A 22,463-nucleotide genomic window follows, 5' to 3' on the forward strand; every position below is an offset into this window, starting at 1 on the left:
TTTTCGTGATTGGTTGACTTTCATCCGAGGAAACGCTTACAATTATAATGAATTCGTATTCTTTATAATCGGGAGAGGTTTGTCTTATGGTTTCCTCAAAAGACGTAGCAAAAGCGGCAGGGGTTTCACAACCTACCGTATCACGTGTATTAAATGACCCAACAAAAGTGAACCAAGAAACATTAGATAAAGTGGAAAAGGCGATGAAAGAATTGAACTATCGTCCCAATTTGATTGCCCGAAGCTTGAAGCAGCAAAAAACAAAATCGATCGCCCTCATTTCCGGCCCTTTACATAACTCCTTTTTCGTCGATACAACGACAACCATTGTGAATTACGCCAAAGAACATGGCTATCATACCTTTGTTTATTTTGAAGATCAGGGCGATAACTTATCTGTTTACGATGAAGTGCTAAAACAGCAAGTAGACGGAATTATTCTGTCGTCGATCTTCATTGACGACCCAATTTATAAAGAATTAGAAGCAGCTGGGGTCCCCTTTGTGATGTTTAACCGCAAGCACCAAGATGGAGGAAATTATGTGGAAATCGACAATCACCGGGCTGGAGAATTGGCAACGAACCATTTATTAAAGCTTGGCCACACCAAGATTGCCTGGATCGGCGGCCCTACCTATACGTCCACCTTCCATGGCCGGCTTGGCGGCTATCAAGCAGCCATGAAAGCTACCAATAATGAAGTGGTGCCAGAATGGATTAAACAAGTGGACACCACAGAAGAGTCAGTCATTCAAGCGGTTGACGAACTCCTGCTTTTAAACAATAAGCCGACCGCCATTTTTGCTACAACCGATTCGATGGCGCTCGACTGCCAAAACTACTTAATGCAAATGGGCTACCGCATCCCCGACAATTTCAGCATTTGCGGCATGGATAATATCAACATTACGGCTCATGAAGCAATCCAATTATCTACCATCACCCATGATTCAAAAAAACCGATGGGCCTGTACGCAATCGAACATTTAATCACGATGATAGAAGCAGAAGAAACGCCACCTGCCATGCAGCTGACCTTAGAGCCTAAATTGATTATCCGCGAAACAACTGGTCCGAAGCGGTGAAAGAATGTTTGATGTCACTTGTTCAGGAGTCAACGAAAAGTGAAGCCAGCTCGCGCTTATGAACACATATTCTACTATTTGGCTAAAAAGGATATTTAGATAAATAACTGCCATATGTTCTGTTATTTGCCTGAACCCCCTAAATTGCTGGCTGTATTTGATGGATTAGCGGCTGTTACCTTTCCCAAAAACACGATTTTGGGAGAAATAACGGAACCAATGGCACTAGTGTTGTAAATCTGTTCACAGATCCTTTACTCGTTAAGAAAGCATTCCACTATAGTGATTTGTTCTTTGCTCCAGGCGGCGCTTTCCGCGGGCAACACTTCAGCCTCCTAGAGCCGCACCCGCTCATTGCGGGGTCTTCAGCTGTTGCTTTTCCCACAGGAGTAGCCACCTATCGCTTCTTAAAGGTTTTCTATAATACCACTTATGAAATCGCCTTTCCCCATGTCATGTTGACCTGTTGTCAAAAGAGAGAGGACGCTCTACTTCTAAAGGGCTGGTGACATGTTTAGCGAGCGGACTCAACGATACTCCTGCGGAAAAACGAACCGGAGAAGACCCCAGAGAAGCAAGGCTCGATAGTTAGTCCGAGGAATGGGAGTGGAGGAAGCCGCTAAACAACCAAAATCAGGACCTTATAATTTCCTGCACTTCTTGTGGATACATGTGTAATGCTAGTGAACCAATGACCGTAAATTAGCATTCCAAAACGATTGCAGGCTAATCAGAGTGGTATCTGATTCCTGCTGCAGAAGTACAGGGCCAGAGGGGTCGTCCATGGTAAAGGAGTGGGCGGAACTCATAAAAAAACAAAAGTCGATCTTTTTCCAGAATATTCTGCCATTAAATCTTCCTATATATGTATGAGAAAACTCAGCCACGATCCTGTCTTGGCTGAGTTTTTCACTGGAGAGCTTTACTCTCCATAAAATTGCGAAGGAATGGCTCCAAAACATCTGCGATGATACAACATTGGCTCTTTCTCACGAGCAATCGAAATATCTGCAACTTCCCCGATTAAAATGGTGTGGTCACCCGCTTCGACTTGGTTGTATTTTTTACATTGTAGTACCGCAAACGCATCGTCGAGCACAGGAAGACCTAGTTCAGACATGGACCAATTGCTTTCGCCAAAACGGTCCGTACCTTTACTGGCAAATCGTTGACATAACTGCTGTTGGTCACCGGCAAGAATATGCACGGCAAAGCGGTCTGAATGCTTGAAAGCGTCCAAGGACGAGACTTTATGGTCGATCGACCACAGAATTAAGAGCGGGTCAATCGAAACAGAGGCAAATGAATTTACGGTCAAACCAAACGGAGTCCCTTCATCGTCTGTGACAGTTACGATGGTGACTCCTGTCGGATAGTTACCTAACGCTTCTTTAAATAATGTTTCTTTATCGTTGGAATGCATGGCTACCTCTCCTAACTTAAATAGATTGATAAATAGTCCTTAATTACACGCGGCTTAATACTTCTAACTTGCTTGGTTCCCGTCCGCTTTCCATCGCGGTCCAGGCAACCACTTGCCCTTCCTTTATTGAACTTCTTCATAGTTCACCTTAATTCCTCTACTATACTCGCAGCACCTCCCCACCTCGCAATATAAATGTGGCCGCAACCAGACACTAAGCAAGGTGGGTATGCTACACTATATTTACAAAAAATTCAAAAGGGGCTGCTGAAATGGAGACCTTATCGATTAGAGAACTTCAAACCCGGGAAGAAATCAGGGAAGCGTTCCCTATTATGAAGCAATTGCGTACCCACCTTGATGAACCTACATATCTCGACTTAGTAGTAGACGCGCAAGAGAACGATCATTATAAAATGGTAGCACAAATCGATGAGGGAGAAATCGTAGCAGTGATTGGATTTAAACCGATGATCACCTTATATTATGGAAGATTCATCTGGGTGTGTGATTTAGTGACCGATGCGGATAAGCGTTCACATGGGGTCGGAGAACAACTGCTCACTTATGTGCAAGACTGGGCAAAAGAAAACAAGTTTGAAAGTGTCGCCTTGTCGTCAGGGTTGCAGCGCACCGATGCCCACCGCTTTTATGAAGAAAAAATGGACTATGATAAAGTAAGCTATGTCTTTAAATTACCACTATAACAGGTGCCTGACCCCCATTGTGTTAACGCTTTACCGCACTGGGGATCAGACACCACTAAAACATCATCATAACCGCTCCAATTATCGATAATGCAATGAGATGATAACCGACACTTAACAAATATAAGGAAAACGGGTTCTTCGTGCTTGAACCAAGGCCAAATAAAAAATCTTTGGCATAGGCAAGTGCGATAATAACCCCGAGACAACATCCAATTAAGGCCCCTTCCCCTACGGTTGATGCCTGAGCTAAGTGAAGCACGCTATACAACAGCGTTGAGGTTAAAATTGTAACGAGGGTAAGCAGCCCGTACCTTGGCTGAGAAGGGGAAATCTGAAGAAGCTGCACCCAGCGGTTTCCAAACAAAAACGGTGAATAGTAAAGCATGCCTATAATCATATATAGTATGATGCCAGTGACGATTGGTAGTATCATAATACCTTTCCTTTCTTAAGTGAATGAATGGCCCAGGACCTATTCTGCTTTACAATAAGTGGTCCGTAAAACCTTTATAATCAAACAATAATATAAGAACAAAATCTCGGAAAGCACTCGCCACAAAAAGTAACCATTGAAATAAACTTACTTAATTCTCTTCTTTGATAAAGTCAGTTACTTCGTCCAAATCAGTTGTTTCAAGTACGATGCCTGATTCGTCCAACACAATAAAAGTTGGTGTTTCCTCGATACCTAAGAGTTCTTCTTCCTGTGAACCAGCAGTGTTTGATTTGAAGGTCATTTGATTAACATCATCAAGCTCTATCTTTTCGTGAAGAAGGTCTAATTTATCTCGTTCTTTAGCACCTTTGCTCACCTCGTCTGAATCGAATGAACCATCATAAAATTCAAATAGGGCATATAAATTGTATTCTTTATCATCACCCATCTCAGGTTTCATATCTCTCAGTAAATCGATCCTTTCAACGTCTTCTTCACCCATTGTCTCCTCCGATTCGCATCCTACAATCAAAGTTAAACTTAACATCATTAGAATTAAAAATTTCACTCAATACCCTCCCAACTTCCAATCCTTATTATCTATTTGCCATTGTATGTTAACATAAAAATTTTCAACATTTGTATTTTGTCATATTTTACAAATTCCTTTATTTATATCATAAAATAACAATCTTTTAGAAAACAGCCTAAATTAAATAATAATAATACCTCCAAAAATCTATAAATAAACGAAATATAAATTTGTCGTGCACTTTAAAAGGGGAATAAAAATTTCCCTCACCCTTTTCAAAAGAACATACGTTCGATATAATGGTGAAAAAAATGGAGGCTGCCATGACATCTCAACAACAGCTCAACCAACTCATGCGTGTGCTACAATCTTCACCCCGACAAACAAAAGTCCAGGCGCTTGAAGCTATTAAAAAGCACGTGAAAACACAAAAGAAAATGTAAGATTGACGAACCCTTTGCATAAATCTTTTACCTTAGTGAAAGTCAGGATGCAACGCTTTTTTCTTGTAATCAACATATAATAGTCCAATTAATATTACTAGAAACAACACCATCGCCATTGGAATCAACCATAAACGTTCCCCTTGTAACCCCCACCCTATTACCATGAAAGCTACGGTAATAAACGGGGCCATAATATAGTAAGGCTTGGCATTATAAAACCATCCATACGGGAAAAAGTGAGCGCCAACGATCACGGCAAAAAAATAGACAGCCTCGTTTGGGCTGTTCACTATCGCCCATAATACTAATGGAAAATAAATAATTTGAGCCACGTTTAAATACACTCCTAAACTAGCGAGCGGATTTCCTTCGAATTTCCATTCTGCATTTAGTAGCTTGGAAGCAAGTATAGCGAGGGGGAAAACTAAGCCGGTGGAAAATAACATAAAAATATTTTTTTGATAGATGGTAATTGGCTGCAGAAATATAAGCATAATAAGTAACCAAACGACGGCACCTGCTAGTAAAAACGCGATTCCATTTTTCCCTTTAATCGAAAGTTCCTTTTTCACTTTAAGCAAATCCATCTCTTTCTCTCCCTCTTTCTTCTTCCACCTCATTTTGTAAACTGGTAGTTTGTGTACTTGAAGCAAACGTCCCTCATTTCGGCTGCAAAGGCGCCTTATGTATTGTTCTTTTATATAAGGGCATGCTTAACCGGACCCCCTCCACCGTTAACAAAGCGTCAAGAATAAACGAAGAAACGTTGGAATGAAGAAAGGTTTTTTAATTTGATCTCGACATCATTCAAGGAGTCCAGCATTTTAATAAAGATTTGTTTAACCGTCATGTTGATATTTCTCATTTGGTCTTTTACATCATTCGACACCCTCTCTATCAAACCCTTCTTCTCGTATCAAAAGCTGTTTTCTAACAGAAGGAGTCCCCTTTACATTCATTTGAAAGATACTATTCATTCACATAAGCGGTTAAGTCGTTTAGCATTCGCTCCAACTGCTTCACGTGGTCTTCATACATTTCTTTTGCCTTTTCATCCTGACTTTGAACGGAATGTTCCATTAACTTGGATTGAAGTTGTTTGATGCTGGCAGCGGTAATAATTTTTTGCTTAACGGGATGTGCTTGTTTTTCATCATCGTATAAATCGACATAGACATTGCCGAGCGAGTCAATTTGTGCCATAAACACGTCTTTAAAATCATTTGCGCCTTGCTTCATGACTTCCCCAAGTAACCAATCTTCCGTATATCCGAACGTTTCTAGGCTGTTAGATAGTACATTTCCATCAATTACGACAATTTGGGGGTTGTGTTCCATATCTACCGCTTGATTCATATCCTTTGGTGTGACTGGCTGCAAGTCGCTTTTTTTCAAGACGCTCAGCTGGCCGCTTTTCTCCAGGATGGCTGATTCCACTTCTGAGAGCTTAAACACGTCTTTCTGTCTTAAATGAGTCATTAATTCATCCACGGTTAAATCTTCTTTGCCGAGGTTTTCTTCGAGAACTTTGCCGTCTTCAATTAAAAGAGTTGGCTCTCCTTCTGTAAACTTCCGCAAGCGCAGCGATTTCTTTTCTGCTTTAGAGAGTAGGATTGGAAAAAGAGCCCAAATCACCATGCCGAATATAAAATTCGAGGCTCTCACTTCGGTACCGAAGGTCAATTCCGCCGCGATACTGCCAATCGCAATACCTACGATATATTCTAAGTATGTCATGTCGACAATATGTTTTTTTCCCATAACCCGAGCAATAATGAACAAAAGAATAAAGCCAGCGGCCCCTCTTATAAAGACATGTTCTAGCTCAGTCATCTGTCCACCCCTTTCTTCAGATGCACTATTTTTACATTATTGGACAAACTAAAGGAAAGCATACTTCTCACAAAGCAATAATTACGCGGAAGGAAGGATCCTATGGCAACTGGGCGTTCTCTCATAATCCTGCTGTTTATGCTAAGCTTTTTGACAGGCTGCGAATTATTTATGACAGAAAAAGACGATTTGTTGTTTGCTACATTAGGAGAGATCCGTGAACACATTGAAGAGGAAGAATGGGAGGAGGCGTATGCTCATATCGAAGAATTTCAAAAAAGGTATGAAGAACAAAAATGGAAATTACAGCTTTTGGGCGGCGTGGAGGACTATAACGAGATTGAACTGCAGATTCTACAATTCAAAGAAACGATAAAGGAAGAAGATGCTCTGGAAAGTAAAATCGGCTTAAGCCAAATGAAACACCGGCTTACGATTATTTATCATCTCTAGCCCATCTCATTGGAAGAACTGAAGAGAGTTTTCCTAAGGGAAATGGGAATGCAAAAGATGGCTTCGAGTGACTGATGGGATGAAATTGATAATGCGCTAAACTAGCAAAACTAGGATCCATCCCAATATCCGTAGTAAATATAGTTGCAACACTACGGATTTCCATTCCGCCATTTTGCTGTGTTTAGCGTTTAAAAAAAACGGGCAGCAGTTCCGTTATCCGGTTCAAAACTTTGACAAACCAGCATTTTTGAGTCGATTAGCGGCACATTGACCGTTACTATTGTAAAATCGGCGATAATGGTGAAAATAGCGGATTGAATGACCATGACGCTACCCTTATCAAATTCCCCTCTCCTACTTATCCCGATAATAACCTTGTACGCAGCAGGGTAACACGTTAAAATTAAGGATATTTTTAACATAGAAAATGGTGGTAATCATGCTGCGAACTTTAGAAAATGGAGTGAACACCTATTTGCTGGGGACCGTCGCTTTACTTGCTTCTGCTTTTTTGGCTGCCATCAGTCAAGTATTTTACGCGCAGCAAGTGCAAAGCATCAGTCCGTTTTCCTTTACGTTTATAAGCTTTTTCCTCACAGCTTTGTTTTTCCTTCTGCTTTCACTAAGTCAGAAGAACGAAGAGAAAAGGTCTCTAGACTTCTTTAGTTTTAAGGATTTTGCTTTGCTTAACGTCAGTACAGCGCTTGCTTTTTTAGGCTTTTATTATGCGTTAAAGTACATAGAACCTGCGATTGTTAGTGCACTGGAAATGGGGGTAGGCCCCCTATTTGCTTTGTTCATTTCAACAATGTTGTATCCGAAGACTACTATTCTAAAAAGTGATGCGTTAATCGCGGTCGGCACTCTCTGTGCCAGCTTTATATTAGTAGGGGCGGCAGTGACTGGACGCTCCGGGGTCAGTTTCGATTATACGTTTGAATACTTCATTGGTTTGGCCGCTTCACTAGGATGTGGAATGGGTGCGGTGTTGGCAGCGATCTATTCAAAAAAGTTAAGTGAGAAGGCTTGGACCTCTTCTCAAATTTTGGCCCATCGCTTTTATTTGATTGTGATCCTCTCTTTTTTTATTGCTGTTTTTCAAAAAGACGTAAACCGTGAGCTGGTGGGTCACCTGGATTGGATTTTGATCGTAAGTGTCACAGGAGTGCTTCTTCCCCTCTACTTTCTCCAAGTGGGAATTAAACATTGCGACACTTTTTATGTGATGATGTCAATTACGTTTGTGCCCGTCTTCACCTTTTTCTTTCAATTGCTCGACCCGCGTGTAGGCTGGTCCACTCCTACGTTTATCGGCATTTTGTTATTAACGGTGCTCGGTGTCATCAGTACCTATGTGAAAAACAACCAAGATGAAAAATAAGTCCTGTTCTCCCTCCACTGCTCAGCAAGTAAGAGTTCGTTCCACTCTCTACGTTTGTTGTCGCCGTGTCTTCTATGTCGACCGCTGTTCGTAGCGTTCCTTCTTCATTTTTCGATTCTTGCCCAAAGACGGGCTTCACATTCATGTTCTTTGCATACTATTAAACAAAGAAAACCCAAATTCATTGGTTGTGTCAAAATCTGAGGGGGAGGCTGCATGATAACATTTCAATCTTTTAGCGGGATCATTACGAGGATCAGTGACTTTATGAAAAGCCAAAATGATAAAGATGGGTGTTATAAACTGATATCTGTAGTGGATGGATCTGGAACGTTAGTGAATTTTGTCGTGTCACCCACCACTTACTTTGTGGACGATGAAATGGTGTCAACTGGAGATCAGGTTAGCGGATATTATGATAGAAATGCTCCTGTTCCTCTAATTTATCCACCTCAATACCGAGCACTCATCATGGTAAAAGACAGCCCTTATCAACATGCGAAAGTCGACCGTTTTAACGAGCAATTGGTAAGTAGCGACGGGCTATTACAATTGAATTTATCACCAGATACCCTGGTTATATTAAGAAATGGGCAACCTTTCACCAAAAGCCTTACAAACCGCAACCTCGTTGTTCTCTATCGAGCGGCTACCAAAAGCATACCTGCCCAAACCACTCCAGATAAACTCATAGTCTGGTGTTAACTATACTACCAGCAAAACGACATGTTTAAATTGAGTCAGCATCCGAGCTTGACCGTTTCAATCCCCTCCGTAAATGAGGGAGAGGCACCGTGCTCTCCCTCCATTTTTGCCCACGATCTCTTCTCTCCTCCTTTTCCGTCTCTATAGCAGTGGCCAGTTTTCCTCGTAACGCGGATTTGTGTAATAGGGGGGTCTTGGCCCGATTTTGGGCATAGCCCAGGTGTATGGGTTATCATCGTATAACATTTGTACCGTTTCATCTGACTCGTCGACAAGCAGCAAACGAACTTGCGGGTCATATGAATATCCCATTCTTTCACCTCTCCTTTCCTTTTTCACCCTATGTTAGCTGTGAGCAAATGGAGCCTGTCACGTAGCTGTAAACTGTTCGCTCAATTGGATAGGCACAGGTCTATGCATGTAAACATACCGTGATTGTATGTTTGTATTAAAAAGGAGGTCCGATCATGAGCGACCACGATGCACACTCAAATGATAAGCGCCACAAATCGGGATATCCGATGTACCCTAACGTAGGAAAAATCACGCGTTATGAAGATGTCCCAATCAATGTCCCAGAACAACGGCAAACCCGCCAGCCTGGCTTTGAACGATTGATGACCCCGCCTCCTATAATTGAAAATCCAAATTACAAAGGGAGTGGGAAATTAACCGGAAAAGTGGCGCTGATTACTGGGGGAGATAGCGGCATCGGAGCGGCGGCAGCGATCGCTTTTGCCAAAGAAGGAGCCGACGTTTCCATTGCGTATTATGATGAGCATGAAGATGCGAATCGAACGAAACATCGAATTGAAGAATTAGGCCGTAGCGCGTTGCTGTTGCCGGGGGACTTGCGTGATAAACATCATGCAGCGCAAATTGTTGAAGATACGATCCGCCATTTTCACCGCCTTGACATTTTATGTAACCATGTCGGGATTCAGTTTCAACAACCAAGTTTGTTAGACATCACTGATGAACAATTTGACGACACCTTCAAAGTAAACATTTATTCGCATTTTTACACAACCAGAGCGGCACTTCCTTATTTAGAGCCAGGCAGTTCGATCATTATAACTTCATCGGTTGTAACTTATGCCGGGGAAGATCAAATGATTGATTACACCGCTACCAAAGGAGCAAACATCGGCTTTATGCGGGCGCTTGCCAACAATGTAATCGAAGACGGAATTCGGGTGAATGCCATTGCTCCCGGACGAACCTGGGCTCCGCTCATTCCAGCTAGTTTCTCCGCCGATGAAGTTGCCGTATTTGGCTCTTATAACCCGATGGATCGCATGGCCCAGCCGTTTGAAATGGCTCCAACCTTTGTCTATCTTGCCTCTGATGATTCTCGGTTTGTCACTGGGCAAACGATGCATGTAAATGGTGGAGAATGGACATCTTCATAGTGTTGTTACTGCGTATCCGCTGAAACATACGTGTATCGCTACCATTATTCCTCTCTACCGTCTATCTACAGACGGTTTTTTTATGAATGTAAAACGAAGCACATATGTTGGACTTATCTGATAACCTCTGTCTACAACGATAAACGTTCATAGATCCTTATTGAAAAGATCCCCCTCTCCATACATATGAACGCAAAAAATGGAAACTGTAAGAATACGTTATTTATCGGGGAGGGCTTAGGATGCCAGATCAGCACGAAAAAGCAGAAGCGGATATTACATCGCATGACAAAAACCCTTTAGAAATTGTACACGAGCTCCTGAAAGATTCAGTAGATGATTTAAAACTGGACGAGAATATTTATCACATTTTAAAAAAGCCGATCCGCATGCTTGAAGTATCGATTCCAGTGCGGATGGACAATGGTGACATCCATAATTACACGGGCTATCGGTCTCAGCATCTTGATATTTTTGGACCAACCAAGGGCGGAATTCGTTTCCATCCAGATGTGAATACCGACGAAGTGAAAGCACTATCTATTTGGATGTCGCTAAAATCGGCCATTTTAAACCTTCCGCTCGGCGGGGGAAAAGGGGGGGTCATTGTTGACCCGGCAGAGTTATCCGACCGTGAGCTAGAAGAATTAAGTCGTACGTACATCCGCAAGTTAACTCCGGTCATCGGTCCGCAAAAAGACATTCCTGCCCCTGATGTTAATACGAATCCAAGAGTGATGGGCTGGATGATGGATGAATATGATCAGCTGCGTGGATATAACATTCCAGGTATGCTTACCGGGAAACCACTGATTCTGGGGGGTTCAGAAGGAAGACTCGCTGCTACAGGCCGGGGCGTCATGTTGATGGTGCGTGAAGCGGCAAAAGTACTGGACATGGATTTGAGCCAATCGACGGTAGCACTACAAGGATTTGGCAATGTCGGCAGCATGACGGCAAAATACTTGCATGAACTAGATGTGAACGTGATTGGGATCACCGATGCCAGTGGCGGAATTACTAATGAAAACGGGATCGACATCCCCGAATTGCTAGATTTTTTAGCAGAAGGAAATTCGCTTGCTGATTACGATAAAGCCGAACCATTAACCAATGAGGAATTATTTAAGCTGCCTGTTGATATTTTTATCCCAGCTGCAATGGAGAACCAAATTACTAAAGACACTGCTCCCCATATTCAAGCAAAAATTGTGGCCGAAGCAGCCAACGGCCCAACGACACCTGAGGGTAATAAAATCCTGGAAGAAAAGGATGTATTTATTATCCCCGACATCTTATGTAATGCCGGTGGAGTAACAGTATCCTACTTTGAATGGGTTCAAAACGAGATGAATTTCTATTGGAAAGAAGAAGCGATTAATGAAAAGCTAGAAGAACGCATGGTAGAAGGATTTAACAATGTGCTCGATATGCGCAATAAAGAAAACATCCGCATGCGCAAAGCGGCTTACATGGTCGGCGTTAAGCATATCGTTAAAGCTTTAAAAGCCCGGGGCTGGATTAAAGGCGAAGACTTATCGCAATAAATTAAGAAACCGTCTCCTGTCTGACTTATCAATCTATAGCTTCCGAGGTAGGCTTCGGCTTAGCCTCATAAGGTGCTAAGCCGGCCCAAACTTACGATTGATAAAAACGCGGGGGTGAGGTTTTATTTGTTCTATGTATATGAATCAGAATTATGAACCGTCATCTACAGATGATGACAACATATAGCTAAAGATGGCTAGCTTCTCTGCAAGACGTTCATACATCGTCTTCTTTCTGTTACCTAATAACTCACTTGGTGGTTCACTCTTTCTTACTTCTATTGATTGAACAAGAAACTCACAGTACCTGTCAAAAAACCAATAACGAATAACGTTAATCCAAATACAGTGAATACCACATTTACATCTAAAAAAACAAGCCCAAAACCACTGATTATAAGCAGCATGGAAAAATAAAGAATCTCCGTCATCGACTTGTCTGCTAGTTTTGGTTTGACCAAAAAACTCAATAACACACCTGCAATTAAGGAGAAAACAAACAGCTCTGAATAATCCAACCTTCCCCCTCCTTTCTTACCCCATATTCCAGTAATCAAAAATCACTTCCCAACATAACATCTGTTGGTAAAAACTAGAACCCCCCTTTCTCCATAAGAAACGGCACTGCTCCAACGTAGCCAGATAAGCACCCTCAAATCCTTAGATGACTTCACGTATTTTCTCTTGCTGCTCATAAAAGACCGTCCGCTTAAGTTTGGGGAAGAAAGCCCACAGTGTAAGCGACCTTGCAACGGTAAAGAGAATAAACGAAAACCATAATCCGTGGTTTCCCCAGATTGGTACAGTGAAGCCTACCGCAAGCAAGAAGATCAACAAAGAAATAAGCAAAGAATTTCTTACCGGAGCTGCTTGTGTAGTTCCCGTGTAAAACCCATATAGTTGAAGGCCTAAAAAACCAGTCAAAGGAAATAGAACGATCCAGCCAATGTAAGCAACCGCTGTGGTATGCACTTCCGCGATGTTTGTAAATAAGGAGATGAAAGACGATCCACCGGCAGCCATAGCCACAGTTAATAACACGGCTAGCGAGGCCGCCCAAAAGCAACCTATAGAGATTGTACGTTTAAACAGCTTCTTATCTTGGGCTCCAGCCGCTTTTCCCGCCAGGATACTACTCGCATTTGCCAATCCATCAAAAAAATAAGCCATAATAAAGTGCAATTGCAACAAAATAGCATTCGCTGCTATAACCGCCTCCCCCATTGAAGCACCAATCGAGGTAAAGATCACAAACACACTGAGCAGGCAGACTGTACGGATAAATAAGTTCTTATTTACTTTCCACATATGCACCATAGGTTGAACGCTAAATACAGCTTTGTCTTTAAAGAATTCCCCATGTAGATGTGTATATTTCAACATAAATAAGAAGCCAATAACCACTGCAAGCACTTCTGAGAGCAAGGTGGCCAGGCCGATTCCCGCCGCTCCCATCTCAAAGGCATACACGAAATAAACATCCAACCCCATATTTAACAAATTACACCCAAATTGTAAGAATAGAGCAAACCTAACTTTTGATTGCCCGATCAGCCAACCTAAAATGACAAAATTGAGTAGTGCAAATGGAGCTCCCCAAATGCGTATATCAAAGTAGGCACTCCCTTGCTGCATTACATTTTCCGGAGGCTGGATCACAAACATGGCTACTTCCCGGATAGGCCACTGCAAGGCAACGAACACTAAACCGACGCTTGCAGCCATCAGAGCAGGCCGGACAAAATTGAGTAAAACCTCCCGCTCTTCTCCTGCCCCTACTGCCTGGGCGGTATATCCGGACGTGCTGACACGCAAAAAGCCGAACAGCCAATATAAAATGTTAAAAATCAGGGTCCCAACCGCCACACCGGCCAAATACGCGGGATCAGCCAAAAACCCAACCACAGCTGTATCTACTGCTCCAAGCAAGGGGGTAGATAGCGTAGCTAAGATCAGGGGGATGGCTAAATATAAATATTGTTTATGTGTTACCTTTTTTGCTGAAGCTTCCCCCACCACTATCTCTCCTTATGTCCATTACTTCTCGGTTGCCCTCACATTAAACGATTCACGGATCGCATCACCGATAAAATTAAAACTTAACACCGTTAATAGAATCATGAGCCCTGGTATGAGCATTAACAATGGCTCCGTTTGAAAATAAGGCGCAGCATCATTTAACATCGCTCCCCATTCTGGTGTCGGTGGCTGGGCACCTAACCCTAAATAAGAGAGAGAAGCAATAATTAAAATAATCTTTCCCATATCAACGGAAGCCATCGTCAGCGTTTGCGGAAGAACGACAGGAAGCAAATGTTTACAAAGAATCCTTCCATTTCGGCACCCCATAGATTTGGCAGCTATAATGTATTCTTTCTGTTTTTCAGGCAAAATCGTACCTCGGGCCAACCTGGCATACTGGATCCATTTGACAATCACAATGGCAAGCACAACATTGTGCAGGCTCGGTCCTAACATGCCAGCAATGACGATAGCTAAAATAAAGTCAGGAAACGAAGCTACCCCATCCACCACTCTCATAATTAACGCATCGAGCTTGCCCCCAAAATACGCTCCAATTAACCCTAATGGGAGGCCAATTGCTATAGTTGCCATTAAACTTATAGTGCTTACTTGAAGGGTTAGTTTTCCTCCTTCGACAATTCGTGAAAAGATGCATCGTCCTAAATGATCGGTGCCAAACGGATGTTGAGCACTTGGGGGCAGCAGGCGTTCACCCATGTTCGGGTGAAGCGATTCATTATCAAACCCTAAAAGCCCGATTAAGCTTACAGCGCTTATGCCGAGCAATATAATCACACCTGTCCAACACAACTTGTCTTTCTTTAACTTATTTATCACAGCGGCTCCTCTCCTATGCGTGGGTCTAACATAGTGGTCACTACATCAATGATGAAGTTAACCGTGATCACAAACGCCCCCGTGATTAAAATGTAACCTTGAATAAGCGGGTAATCTCTTTTTAAGATGGCATCAATCACCATGCTTCCCAGCCCAGGCCAGGAAAACACCGTTTCCACTACGACAGCTCCTCCTAATAAGCTGCCCAGACTTAACCCAAAAAGAGACAAAATCGGCACAATCGCAGCACGAAGGGAATGTTTGCTTAATAGGGTCCAAGATGAAATCCCTCTTGCTTTTGCGGCAAGTATGTACGGCTGTGATAACTCCTCCACCAAATTAACCCGCAAAAGCCGTGCATAAACAGCCGACATCGCTACTCCTAACGTGACAGACGGTAAGATGAGATGCTGCCAACTGCTCGTCCCTGAGGAAGGCAGCCAGCCTAAATGTAAAGAAAACCATTGAATGAGAAGGAGCCCCAGCCAAAAGGAAGGCAGCGAAGCTCCTACTAATGCTAAGACGCGGCTGATATGATCAAATGGCCGGTTATAAAAGAAAGCAGAAGTCAGGCCGAGCACGGCAGCCATCACCACCATGACGACAATCCCTCCACCGGTTAACAGCAATGTGTTTGGAAGGCGGGCTAATAGCACTTCCCTCACTGGCGTATTCGAAGCATAAGATGTTCCCAAATCAAGTTGCACGACGCCTTGGAGCCAATGCCAATATTGACGGACAGGTTCATCTAGATACAGCTCACTGCGCAGCTCTTCTTCTTGCTCATTGGTTATTTGCACTTCATCTACATTTAAGATGGTACGTACCGGATCTCCTGGGGCTAGCTTCATTAAGATAAACGTAACGACAGTTAAAAAGAAAAGAACCATCACCATTTGCATGAAACGTGTCATAATAAAGCGAGCCATTTACTTCACGTCCAGCTCATTGGTTAGAATATAATACTCTTCAGAACCTGGCTCCCAGTTCTCCACTCTTTCGTTCACACCAACAATAATATGAGGGTGGACAATATACGATTGCAGAGCCTCTTCATCAATTCTATTCGTAGCATCATTAACGAGGGCTGACACCTTTGCCTCATCGCTTTCATGATTTAGCGCAGCTATCATACCTTCCAAATTCTCATCTTCAATATTGCCTGGATTCAAAGTTCCTTCAGCGGTCAGCGCAGTGTTAAGAAAGTAAGCTGCATCCCCACGTGGAGCTGATAAATTACTATAGGTCGCTAAGTCCCAATCGTCATTTTCCTGCAAATACGCGTCTACGTTCTCTACCATTTGAATGTCAATGTTAATTCCAAGTTGAGCAGCTTCCCCTTGGAAAAGTTGCGCAATTAGCGGGAGTTCAGGGCGGCCATCATAAGTGACAACTGTAAAATCCAGCACTTCGCCATTTTTTTCAAGCCATCCGTCTTCATTTTTTTCCCACCCGTCTTCCTCGAGGATATTTTCAGCTTCTGCTAGAGAATAATCTGCTTCCCCAGCAGAAGCAAACGGTAAAGACGGGTGGAAAGGACCGCTTGCTTCATCGGCATGGCCGCCCATGATATCATCCACTACACTCTCTCGGTCCATGATCAGGTCAAGCGCTTCTCGTACCGGTACTTCCTGGAGGAGAGGGTTATCAAATTGATATAATAAAAAGTGGGTTCGCAGACTAGGGACCGAGTGGACGGAGAGATTTTCATCTTCTTCAATTGGCTCTAAACTTTCCGGCGCTAAATGATACGCAATATCAGCTTCTTCTGTTTGCAGGTTCATCCCCCTGGCATGCTCATCGCTATTAAACGCAAAGGTCGCTTCTTCAAGTTGTGCTTTCCCATCCCAATACTCATCAAAGCGAGTGAGCTCCACTCTACTATTCGGATCAAAATCATCTACTTCAAAAGGACCCGTTCCTATCGGCTTTTCTTCGATGTCATCCGCTTCAACTTGAGTGATCGCGGTTTCCGGATTGACCAGTTCTGAGTCAAACATCGGCTTTGGTTCCTTCGTATGTATCGTGAGCGTTTGTTCCTCGGCTTCGATCGTTTCAATATCCAAAGAAGCTTGCAAGGAAGAATTGACGTCTAATGCCCTCTCTAAAGAGGCAGCCACCGCTGCTGCATCCACCTCTTCACCGTCATGAAATGTAATATCTTCTTTGAGTTCAAACTCCCATACTTCTTCCTCCACCTGTTCCCATGATTCAGCTAGCCAAGGCTCCAACTCCAATTCGTCGTTAATTTTCACTAACGTTTCTGTCACTCCTGCTCGTACAGGGACCCAATCTACATGCGGGTCTAGTGATTCTGACCCAAAACTAAATAATAAAGTAACCGCGTTCCCATTTGCATCTTCGTCCTCAGTTTGACCGGTCTCATCGCTCTCACTCCCGCTACACCCAACAAGGAATAAAAAAACAGAGCTCATGATTACAGTGAATCGTTTCATGCCTGACTTCCTCCTTATTAACTAATTCCATTTTGCTTGATGGTAACTTTTACCTCATTTTGCACATAGCCATTTACTTCACCTCATAGGTTATGGTTAAATGCTAGCTAACACAAATCGTAATGATTACACTTATCAATATAATACATTCTTTCCAAATTGTTAAGAGGTGAAAAGTATGAATTTGTCACAAATCGAACATGACCAAAAACAAGATATTCTCACTTTCTATCAACACGCTTATCAGATTTTAAAAAGAGAAGAGGATTTATCACCCGCTAATCCATTAATTAATGAAACATTATCTGCTTTAGTTCATAAACTCTCCACGCCTATTAACTCTTCCTGTGAGGTGGTAGAACATCCGCCTATCCAAGCGATAAAAGATGATATGATTGCACACCTTGCAGCTGCCGAATATGAAATGGAAAATTACTTTGGGAGGGTGTTTGCAGAAAGGGCTTCAAGGTTAGAGGACCTCTCTTCGTTTTTATATTGGGATAACTACAAAGAACTAACAAAAACAGAAGTATCCAAATTACATGAACTAATATCTTCTCCTCACGAGTTAAACCACATCTGTTTTATAGGGTCAGGTGCGCTTCCTTTAAGTCCGTTGCTGCTAGCAGAAACATTACATGCAACAATAGATTGCCTCGATATCGAAAAAACTCCCTACATGATCGGAAAAGCCCTGGTGCATCGACTTCAAAAAGAAGAACAACTAAACTATGTATATCAAGACGGAAAAACATTCAACTATCAAGCAGCTGACCTCGTCTTTATTGCCAGTTTAGTTCCAGATAAAGAAAAGATCGTGCGCCAGATTTTTCGTACCAACCCAAAAGCTATCATTGCCCTCCGTTCAGCCGAAGGCATTCACCGCCTGCTATATCACCCTGTCCATATAGCAGGCATGGAACAATTAGGTTACCAATTGATAGGAAACACAGTAGCAGATTCTTACATCATTAATTCTACTTTATTTTTCACCTCTAAAGAAGTTTGAGGAATAGTAAAATCTATGGATTCATAACGGCACCCAACAGACGAACGCGCAGCCTTTTTACAAGCTGCGCGTTCGTTATGATTGAGGCCTTTGCCTCAGGCACCACTATCACATTCAATGATATGAAGGTAAAAGACCATTGAAAGCACGTGGCTAGATAAATAGCGACGATTTGTCACACTAAGTCTGCAGGAGCTTTTTATTAATAATGGTTGTAACGAGGACTTAGCAACAGGAGAATGCTAGTGTTAAGCTGATTTCATGATTACTTTTCGTGACGGATTTAAAAAACAGTTCTCCCCTTTCCGTTCTTGTATAAAAGCATCCCACCGCCACCAATTCCAATGTAAGCTTGCCCTTACTCCCTCGTGGTATCCGCTTTCAATTTACGCAATATTAGCCATCGTATTACAAATTAGGACTAAAATCTTAGTCCCTCCTATTTACTAACTGGTTCATTTAGTATACTCTTTGTGATGATGAAGGGGAGGGGACAACATGAGATTATCTACGATTAAAAGGAAATTAATGGTTTGCTTTTTGCTGGTTGGGTTAATTCCAATGGCTGTTGCTGCTTTTTTCATATACAACCAGAGCAGTGATGAAATTGTAGCCCAAGAAGAAGCTTCTATGGAGGAATTAGCAATAAGTACAGCCAATGGGATGGAAGACTGGTTAGACCGAAGGCTGTCTGAGATCCAGTTAGCTTCTGAAACAGATAATATGGCATCCGAAGAACTTGATGAGCAGATGGAATTAATGACCTACATGCTGGGGCGGGAAGATACATATGAAACCGTCGTTTTTACTGCTCCTGACGGCATTGTACGCGCTCATACAAGCGAAGAAAACATTGATGAGTTGGACTTGGGAGACCGGGATTACGTCCAAAATGGTCTAGAAGGCGATGACACGATTTCCGATATATTGGTATCAAATTCTACAGGCAACCGGATCGTAGTGGTGGCCACTCCCGTTGAAGACGATACGGGAGACATTATCGGGGTGATGTCGGCTTCTATAAACTTTGAAGCTTTGTTGGAAGAATACCTTGAAAATGAAGAGACCGGCGCCCAACAATTCGAATACATTTTTTTAGACAGCAATGATGAGATTCAATATCATGAAAATGAAGAGCTGATCGGGGCTACGGTGGAAGAGGCGGATTTGGGTGATGAATGGATGGCTATGCTCCAACAAGACGAACAAGCACCCGGCTCAGCCATTGTATCCCATAACGGCGAGGAAACATTAACCGCCTACGCCCCCATCGCCTTGGCCGGCTACAGCCTTTACCTCACTTCTCCAATGGATGAGGTGCTAGCTGTGGCGGATTCCATTCAACTGACTTCAATCATTGTAACCGCCATTGCCGCTATCCTCATTATAGTAGTGGCCACAGTGGTTGCCGGCAGAATCAGCAGGCCTGTGAGCGTGATTTCAGAAAAAGTTAAAGCTGTGGCAAATGGCGACCTTTCCGGTAAAAAAGCAGAAGTCCAGACCAACGATGAAGTCGGTGAATTAACGTCTAATTTTAATATTATGACCGACAATCTGCGTTCGATGATCGGTGAAGTAGAACAAAGCGCGGAGCTTGTTAGTTCCTCTTCGGAAGAGCTGACAGCCAGCGCAGAGCAAACCAGCAGATCTTCTGAAGATATTGCAGAATCGATCCAGGAAGTGTCGACCGGGGCTGAGACGCAGAAGCACAGCTCCCAGGAAAATGCGTATGCAATGGAAGAAGTAGCAAAAGGCATTGATCAACTGGCAGCTTCTACTACCGATATTGCCTCGACCTCAAACCAAACACGTGAAAAAGCGGAAGCAGGCGGCCAGTCTGTTCAGCAAACGGTTGAAAAAATGCAGATGATCCATGAAGCAGTGTCGGATTCAAACAAGATCAATCAATCCTTAGGCGTTCGTTCAAAAGAGATCGAAAATATATTAGGAGTCATCTCGGAAATTTCCGAACAAACCAATTTACTTGCTCTAAATGCAGCCATCGAAGCAGCCAGGGCCGGTGAGCATGGCAAAGGCTTTGCCGTGGTAGCCGAAGAAGTCCGGAAACTGGCAGAAGAGTCCCAGAAATCTTCTGCGCAAATTTCTACCATTATTCAAGATATCCAGGAAGATATGAAACAATCGACGAATTCTACCGAGAGAGTTACCGGAGAGGTTAATGAAGGACTCGAGATCGTTAAAGAAGCGCAAGAACGTTTTAACGAAATTCAAGCGTTCACATCAGAGGTTGGGAATCAGATTGAACAAATTGCAGCTACTTCTCAACAAATTTCTTCAAGCAGTGATGAAGTCACATCCGCATTTAAAGAAATGAGCGGCATCTCCGAACAGACTTCGTCAAACGTGCAAAACATAGCTGCCGCATCCGAAGAACAGCTGGCCTCTATGGAAGAAATCGATTCGGCCGCCCAATCGTTAAGCGAGATGGCGACTGAACTCCAGCAGATCGTAAGCCGTTTCAAGCTAAAGCAGGATGCATAACTGCTTTCCAAGTTAAACAAGAGCTTTGCAATCCTGGGAAAAGGTTTCTACTCACTTTTCCCACTTGCATCGCCCTGCTTCTACCCGCAATAGGGTTAAATCTATCCCATAGTTTCTTTTATAGACAATAAGAGGACTATGTATCCTATTTCCAATAAAGCCATCTCCCTTAGGAGATGGCTTTTAGTTAATTAGGAAATGTTGTTAGAAGTGCTGTCTGTTTAAACGACTCACGGTTCCAGCTTAGCTCCGATAAATTTTATTTCCGTTGTATCTTCGATCGCGTATTTCACGCCCTCTTTGCCAATTCCGCTCTGTTTGACGCCGCCGTATGGATGATTGTCCTGACGGTACGTGGATATCTCATTGATCCAGACACCGCCGATTTCCAAGTGTTCGGCCACCCGCATTGCCCGGTTGATGTCTTTCGTGAAGACCCCCGCCTGCAGCCCGTAAACAGAATTATTGGCCCATTCAACCACTTCTTCTTCCGTTTTAAAAGGAATGACGGAGACAATCGGTGCAAATACTTCTTCGGCGATAATTTTCATATGATCCTGCACGTCGGTCATGATCGTTGGTGAAAGTACGTTGCCATCAAGCGTTCCGCCCGTTGCGATCGTCGCACCTTTACGGGCCGCGTCGTCAATCCACTCTTTCGCCCGTTCCGCTTCTTCCTGCGTAATCATCGGGCCAATGTCAGTGTCTTCATCACTAGGGTCACCGATTGTTAACGCTTCGGTTTGCTTGACATATTCCTGCAGGAACTCGTCATAAATCGAAGAATGAACATACACACGCTGCGCTGAAATACAGGCCTGGCCGGAAAATGCGAAGGCTCCTTTAACTAATTCAGTAACCGTGTCCTTAATGGTTGCATCGTCAAAAACAATGTTCGGGGAATTGGACCCCAACTCAAGTGTTACTTTTTTAAAACCGGCCGTTTCAAGAATGGTTCTCCCTACCGGTAAACTTCCGGTAAATGAAATTTTATGGACGTTGTCATGCTCGACCAGCGGTCCACCTACTTCTTCACCGGTCCCCTGGACCAGGTTCAATACACCGTCCGGCAAACCTGCTGCTTGAAACAGTCTCACCAGATTATAAGCAGAGATCGGGGTTTTTTCAGCCGGTTTAAAGACAATTGTATTCCCCCCGGCAATGGCCGGAGCGATTTTATGCAGCGCCAAGTTTAACGGAAAGTTAAATGGCGTGATAGCACCCACTACACCGAGCGGTCGGCGCTTCACCAGTCCGAGCCTGTGCTCGCCGCCAACTGCTGCATCCATAGGCAGCACTTCTCCGGTCATATGTTTAACCAGTTCAGAGGCAAACCGAATAACTTGGATGGAACGTCCGATTTCATCTCGAGCATAAACAAGAGGCTTGCCGGCTTCATGCACGATTGTTTCGACAAACTCTTCTGCCTGTCCTTCTAACATATCAGCGGTGGTACGAAGGATATCCGCGCGTTCGTGCGCCGGCATATATTTCATCGTATGGTGGAAGGTGTCATAACAATCTTTCACCGCATCATTCAGGTCCTCAGTTGTTGCCAAGGCCAGCTCCGCGATTTTCTTTTGTCCGTGTGGCGCTATGATATCGATAGTTTCGCGGGTCTCTTCATTGCGCTCTTCGCCATGAATAATTGAGCCTATTCTCATGTCA

The 22,463-nt window shown here is 43.3% G+C and carries 21 protein-coding genes; 9 read left to right on the forward strand and 12 right to left on the reverse strand.

All coding sequences use genetic code 11. The annotated features are described in order from the left end of the window. Nucleotides 1-86: 86 nt before the first annotated feature. Nucleotides 87-1,085, forward strand: a complete 999-nt coding sequence (locus D469_RS0107230; RefSeq protein ID WP_018922717.1) for a LacI family DNA-binding transcriptional regulator — start codon at nt 87-89, stop codon at nt 1,083-1,085. Between the two features lie 922 nt (nt 1,086-2,007). Here the strand turns inward: D469_RS0107230 and D469_RS0107240 are convergent. Then, nucleotides 2,008-2,508: a flavin reductase family protein gene (locus tag D469_RS0107240; protein WP_018922719.1), complete on the reverse strand. Its 501-nt coding sequence runs from the start codon at nt 2,506-2,508 to the stop codon at nt 2,008-2,010. A gap of 272 nt (nt 2,509-2,780) precedes the next feature. Here D469_RS0107240 and D469_RS0107245 point away from each other — a divergent pair, with 272 nt between their 5' ends. Beyond that, the gene (locus tag D469_RS0107245) at nt 2,781-3,215 is read left to right on the forward strand and encodes a GNAT family N-acetyltransferase (RefSeq protein ID WP_018922720.1); all 435 of its coding nucleotides are present in this window, start codon (nt 2,781-2,783) and stop codon (nt 3,213-3,215) included. Between the two features lie 55 nt (nt 3,216-3,270). On the opposite strand, the gene D469_RS0107250 is transcribed toward D469_RS0107245, so the two are convergent. The 4 genes from D469_RS0107250 to D469_RS0107270 form a co-directional block, all read right to left on the reverse strand. After that, nucleotides 3,271-3,651, reverse strand: coding sequence for a DUF1761 domain-containing protein (locus tag D469_RS0107250; RefSeq protein ID WP_018922721.1), 381 nt, complete (start codon nt 3,649-3,651; stop codon nt 3,271-3,273). 151 nt (nt 3,652-3,802) lie between these two features. Beyond that, the gene (locus D469_RS0107255; RefSeq protein ID WP_018922722.1) at nt 3,803-4,222 is read right to left on the reverse strand and encodes a hypothetical protein; all 420 of its coding nucleotides are present in this window, start codon (nt 4,220-4,222) and stop codon (nt 3,803-3,805) included. Between the two features lie 439 nt (nt 4,223-4,661). Next, the gene (locus tag D469_RS0107265; RefSeq protein WP_040606658.1) at nt 4,662-5,219 is read right to left on the reverse strand and encodes a DUF7010 family protein; all 558 of its coding nucleotides are present in this window, start codon (nt 5,217-5,219) and stop codon (nt 4,662-4,664) included. 382 nt (nt 5,220-5,601) lie between these two features. After that, nucleotides 5,602-6,465 (reverse strand): DUF421 domain-containing protein, encoded by an 864-nt coding sequence (locus D469_RS0107270; protein WP_018922725.1) that lies wholly within the window; start codon nt 6,463-6,465, stop codon nt 5,602-5,604. 102 nt (nt 6,466-6,567) lie between these two features. Between D469_RS0107270 and D469_RS0107275 the strand changes: the two genes are divergently transcribed. From D469_RS0107275 to D469_RS0107285, 3 genes are all read left to right on the forward strand, one after another. After that, on the forward strand, nt 6,568-6,918 hold the full coding sequence (locus D469_RS0107275; RefSeq protein WP_018922726.1) for a DUF4363 family protein: 351 nt from the start codon (nt 6,568-6,570) through the stop codon (nt 6,916-6,918). Nucleotides 6,919-7,360: 442 nt separating this feature from the next. Then, nucleotides 7,361-8,302: an EamA family transporter gene (locus D469_RS0107280; RefSeq protein ID WP_018922728.1), complete on the forward strand. Its 942-nt coding sequence runs from the start codon at nt 7,361-7,363 to the stop codon at nt 8,300-8,302. Between the two features lie 216 nt (nt 8,303-8,518). Beyond that, the gene (locus D469_RS0107285; protein ID WP_018922729.1) at nt 8,519-9,007 is read left to right on the forward strand and encodes a hypothetical protein; all 489 of its coding nucleotides are present in this window, start codon (nt 8,519-8,521) and stop codon (nt 9,005-9,007) included. 141 nt (nt 9,008-9,148) lie between these two features. Here D469_RS0107285 and D469_RS22315 read toward each other — a convergent pair whose 3' ends face one another. Next, nucleotides 9,149-9,319 (reverse strand): hypothetical protein, encoded by a 171-nt coding sequence (locus D469_RS22315; RefSeq protein ID WP_018922730.1) that lies wholly within the window; start codon nt 9,317-9,319, stop codon nt 9,149-9,151. A 155-nt stretch (nt 9,320-9,474) separates the two neighbouring features. On the opposite strand from D469_RS22315, the gene D469_RS0107295 reads away from it, so the two are divergent. Continuing rightward, nucleotides 9,475-10,419 carry an SDR family oxidoreductase gene (locus D469_RS0107295; RefSeq protein WP_018922731.1) on the forward strand — a complete coding sequence of 315 codons (945 nt, stop codon included), beginning with the start codon at nt 9,475-9,477 and terminating at the stop codon, nt 10,417-10,419. 242 nt (nt 10,420-10,661) lie between these two features. Next, nucleotides 10,662-11,966 carry a Glu/Leu/Phe/Val family dehydrogenase gene (locus D469_RS0107300; RefSeq protein WP_018922732.1) on the forward strand — a complete coding sequence of 435 codons (1,305 nt, stop codon included), beginning with the start codon at nt 10,662-10,664 and terminating at the stop codon, nt 11,964-11,966. Nucleotides 11,967-12,244: 278 nt separating this feature from the next. Here D469_RS0107300 and D469_RS0107305 read toward each other — a convergent pair whose 3' ends face one another. The 5 genes from D469_RS0107305 to nikA form a co-directional block, all read right to left on the reverse strand. Then, nucleotides 12,245-12,484: a hypothetical protein gene (locus tag D469_RS0107305; RefSeq protein WP_018922733.1), complete on the reverse strand. Its 240-nt coding sequence runs from the start codon at nt 12,482-12,484 to the stop codon at nt 12,245-12,247. Between the two features lie 142 nt (nt 12,485-12,626). Then, nucleotides 12,627-13,982: an MATE family efflux transporter gene (locus D469_RS0107310; protein WP_018922734.1), complete on the reverse strand. Its 1,356-nt coding sequence runs from the start codon at nt 13,980-13,982 to the stop codon at nt 12,627-12,629. Between the two features lie 21 nt (nt 13,983-14,003). Beyond that, a complete protein-coding gene (nikC, locus tag D469_RS0107315; RefSeq protein ID WP_018922735.1) occupies nt 14,004-14,828 on the reverse strand; it encodes a nickel transporter permease in 825 nt (274 codons plus the stop codon). Beyond that, complete coding sequence (nikB, locus tag D469_RS0107320; RefSeq protein ID WP_018922736.1) at nt 14,825-15,757, reverse strand: nickel ABC transporter permease; 933 nt, start codon at nt 15,755-15,757, stop codon at nt 14,825-14,827. Before nikB ends, nikC begins: the two co-directional genes overlap by 4 nt. Next, nucleotides 15,758-17,284, reverse strand: coding sequence for a nickel ABC transporter substrate-binding protein (nikA, locus tag D469_RS0107325; RefSeq protein WP_018922737.1), 1,527 nt, complete (start codon nt 17,282-17,284; stop codon nt 15,758-15,760). It abuts the gene before it with no gap. 178 nt (nt 17,285-17,462) lie between these two features. Here nikA and D469_RS0107330 point away from each other — a divergent pair, with 178 nt between their 5' ends. Both D469_RS0107330 and D469_RS0107335 read left to right on the forward strand, forming a co-directional pair. After that, the gene (locus D469_RS0107330; protein ID WP_018922738.1) at nt 17,463-18,293 is read left to right on the forward strand and encodes a nicotianamine synthase family protein; all 831 of its coding nucleotides are present in this window, start codon (nt 17,463-17,465) and stop codon (nt 18,291-18,293) included. A gap of 498 nt (nt 18,294-18,791) precedes the next feature. Further along, the gene (locus D469_RS0107335; RefSeq protein ID WP_018922739.1) at nt 18,792-20,795 is read left to right on the forward strand and encodes a methyl-accepting chemotaxis protein; all 2,004 of its coding nucleotides are present in this window, start codon (nt 18,792-18,794) and stop codon (nt 20,793-20,795) included. 230 nt (nt 20,796-21,025) lie between these two features. Here D469_RS0107335 and D469_RS0107340 read toward each other — a convergent pair whose 3' ends face one another. Beyond that, entirely contained in the window at nt 21,026-22,459 is a 1,434-nt protein-coding gene (locus tag D469_RS0107340; protein ID WP_018922740.1) for an aldehyde dehydrogenase family protein, read from the reverse strand. Nucleotides 22,460-22,463: the final 4 nt, after the last annotated feature.

This window comes from Salsuginibacillus kocurii DSM 18087, assembly GCF_000377705.1.
Lineage (GTDB): Bacteria > Bacillota > Bacilli > Bacillales > Marinococcaceae > Salsuginibacillus > Salsuginibacillus kocurii.

Excerpts from the sequence above, each read along its gene's own strand:
- D469_RS0107280 (WP_018922728.1), top strand. The coding sequence starts at position 7,361 with ATGCTGCGAACTTTAGAAAATGGAGTGAACACCTATTTGCTGGGGACC.
- D469_RS0107285 (WP_018922729.1), top strand. The coding sequence starts at position 8,519 with ATGATAACATTTCAATCTTTTAGCGGGATCATTACGAGGATCAGTGAC.
- D469_RS0107275 (WP_018922726.1), top strand. The coding sequence starts at position 6,568 with ATGGCAACTGGGCGTTCTCTCATAATCCTGCTGTTTATGCTAAGCTTT.
- nikB (WP_018922736.1), bottom strand. The coding sequence starts at position 15,757 with ATGGCTCGCTTTATTATGACACGTTTCATGCAAATGGTGATGGTTCTT.
- D469_RS0107340 (WP_018922740.1), bottom strand. The coding sequence starts at position 22,459 with ATGAGAATAGGCTCAATTATTCATGGCGAAGAGCGCAATGAAGAGACC.
- D469_RS0107300 (WP_018922732.1), top strand. The coding sequence starts at position 10,662 with ATGCCAGATCAGCACGAAAAAGCAGAAGCGGATATTACATCGCATGAC.
- D469_RS0107335 (WP_018922739.1), top strand. The coding sequence starts at position 18,792 with ATGAGATTATCTACGATTAAAAGGAAATTAATGGTTTGCTTTTTGCTG.
- D469_RS0107230 (WP_018922717.1), top strand. The coding sequence starts at position 87 with ATGGTTTCCTCAAAAGACGTAGCAAAAGCGGCAGGGGTTTCACAACCT.
- D469_RS0107250 (WP_018922721.1), bottom strand. The coding sequence starts at position 3,651 with ATGATACTACCAATCGTCACTGGCATCATACTATATATGATTATAGGC.
- D469_RS0107240 (WP_018922719.1), bottom strand. The coding sequence starts at position 2,508 with ATGCATTCCAACGATAAAGAAACATTATTTAAAGAAGCGTTAGGTAAC.
- D469_RS0107265 (WP_040606658.1), bottom strand. The coding sequence starts at position 5,219 with ATGGATTTGCTTAAAGTGAAAAAGGAACTTTCGATTAAAGGGAAAAAT.
- D469_RS0107245 (WP_018922720.1), top strand. The coding sequence starts at position 2,781 with ATGGAGACCTTATCGATTAGAGAACTTCAAACCCGGGAAGAAATCAGG.
- D469_RS0107330 (WP_018922738.1), top strand. The coding sequence starts at position 17,463 with ATGAATTTGTCACAAATCGAACATGACCAAAAACAAGATATTCTCACT.
- nikA (WP_018922737.1), bottom strand. The coding sequence starts at position 17,284 with ATGAAACGATTCACTGTAATCATGAGCTCTGTTTTTTTATTCCTTGTT.
- D469_RS0107295 (WP_018922731.1), top strand. The coding sequence starts at position 9,475 with ATGAGCGACCACGATGCACACTCAAATGATAAGCGCCACAAATCGGGA.
- D469_RS0107270 (WP_018922725.1), bottom strand. The coding sequence starts at position 6,465 with ATGACTGAGCTAGAACATGTCTTTATAAGAGGGGCCGCTGGCTTTATT.
- D469_RS22315 (WP_018922730.1), bottom strand. The coding sequence starts at position 9,319 with ATGGGATATTCATATGACCCGCAAGTTCGTTTGCTGCTTGTCGACGAG.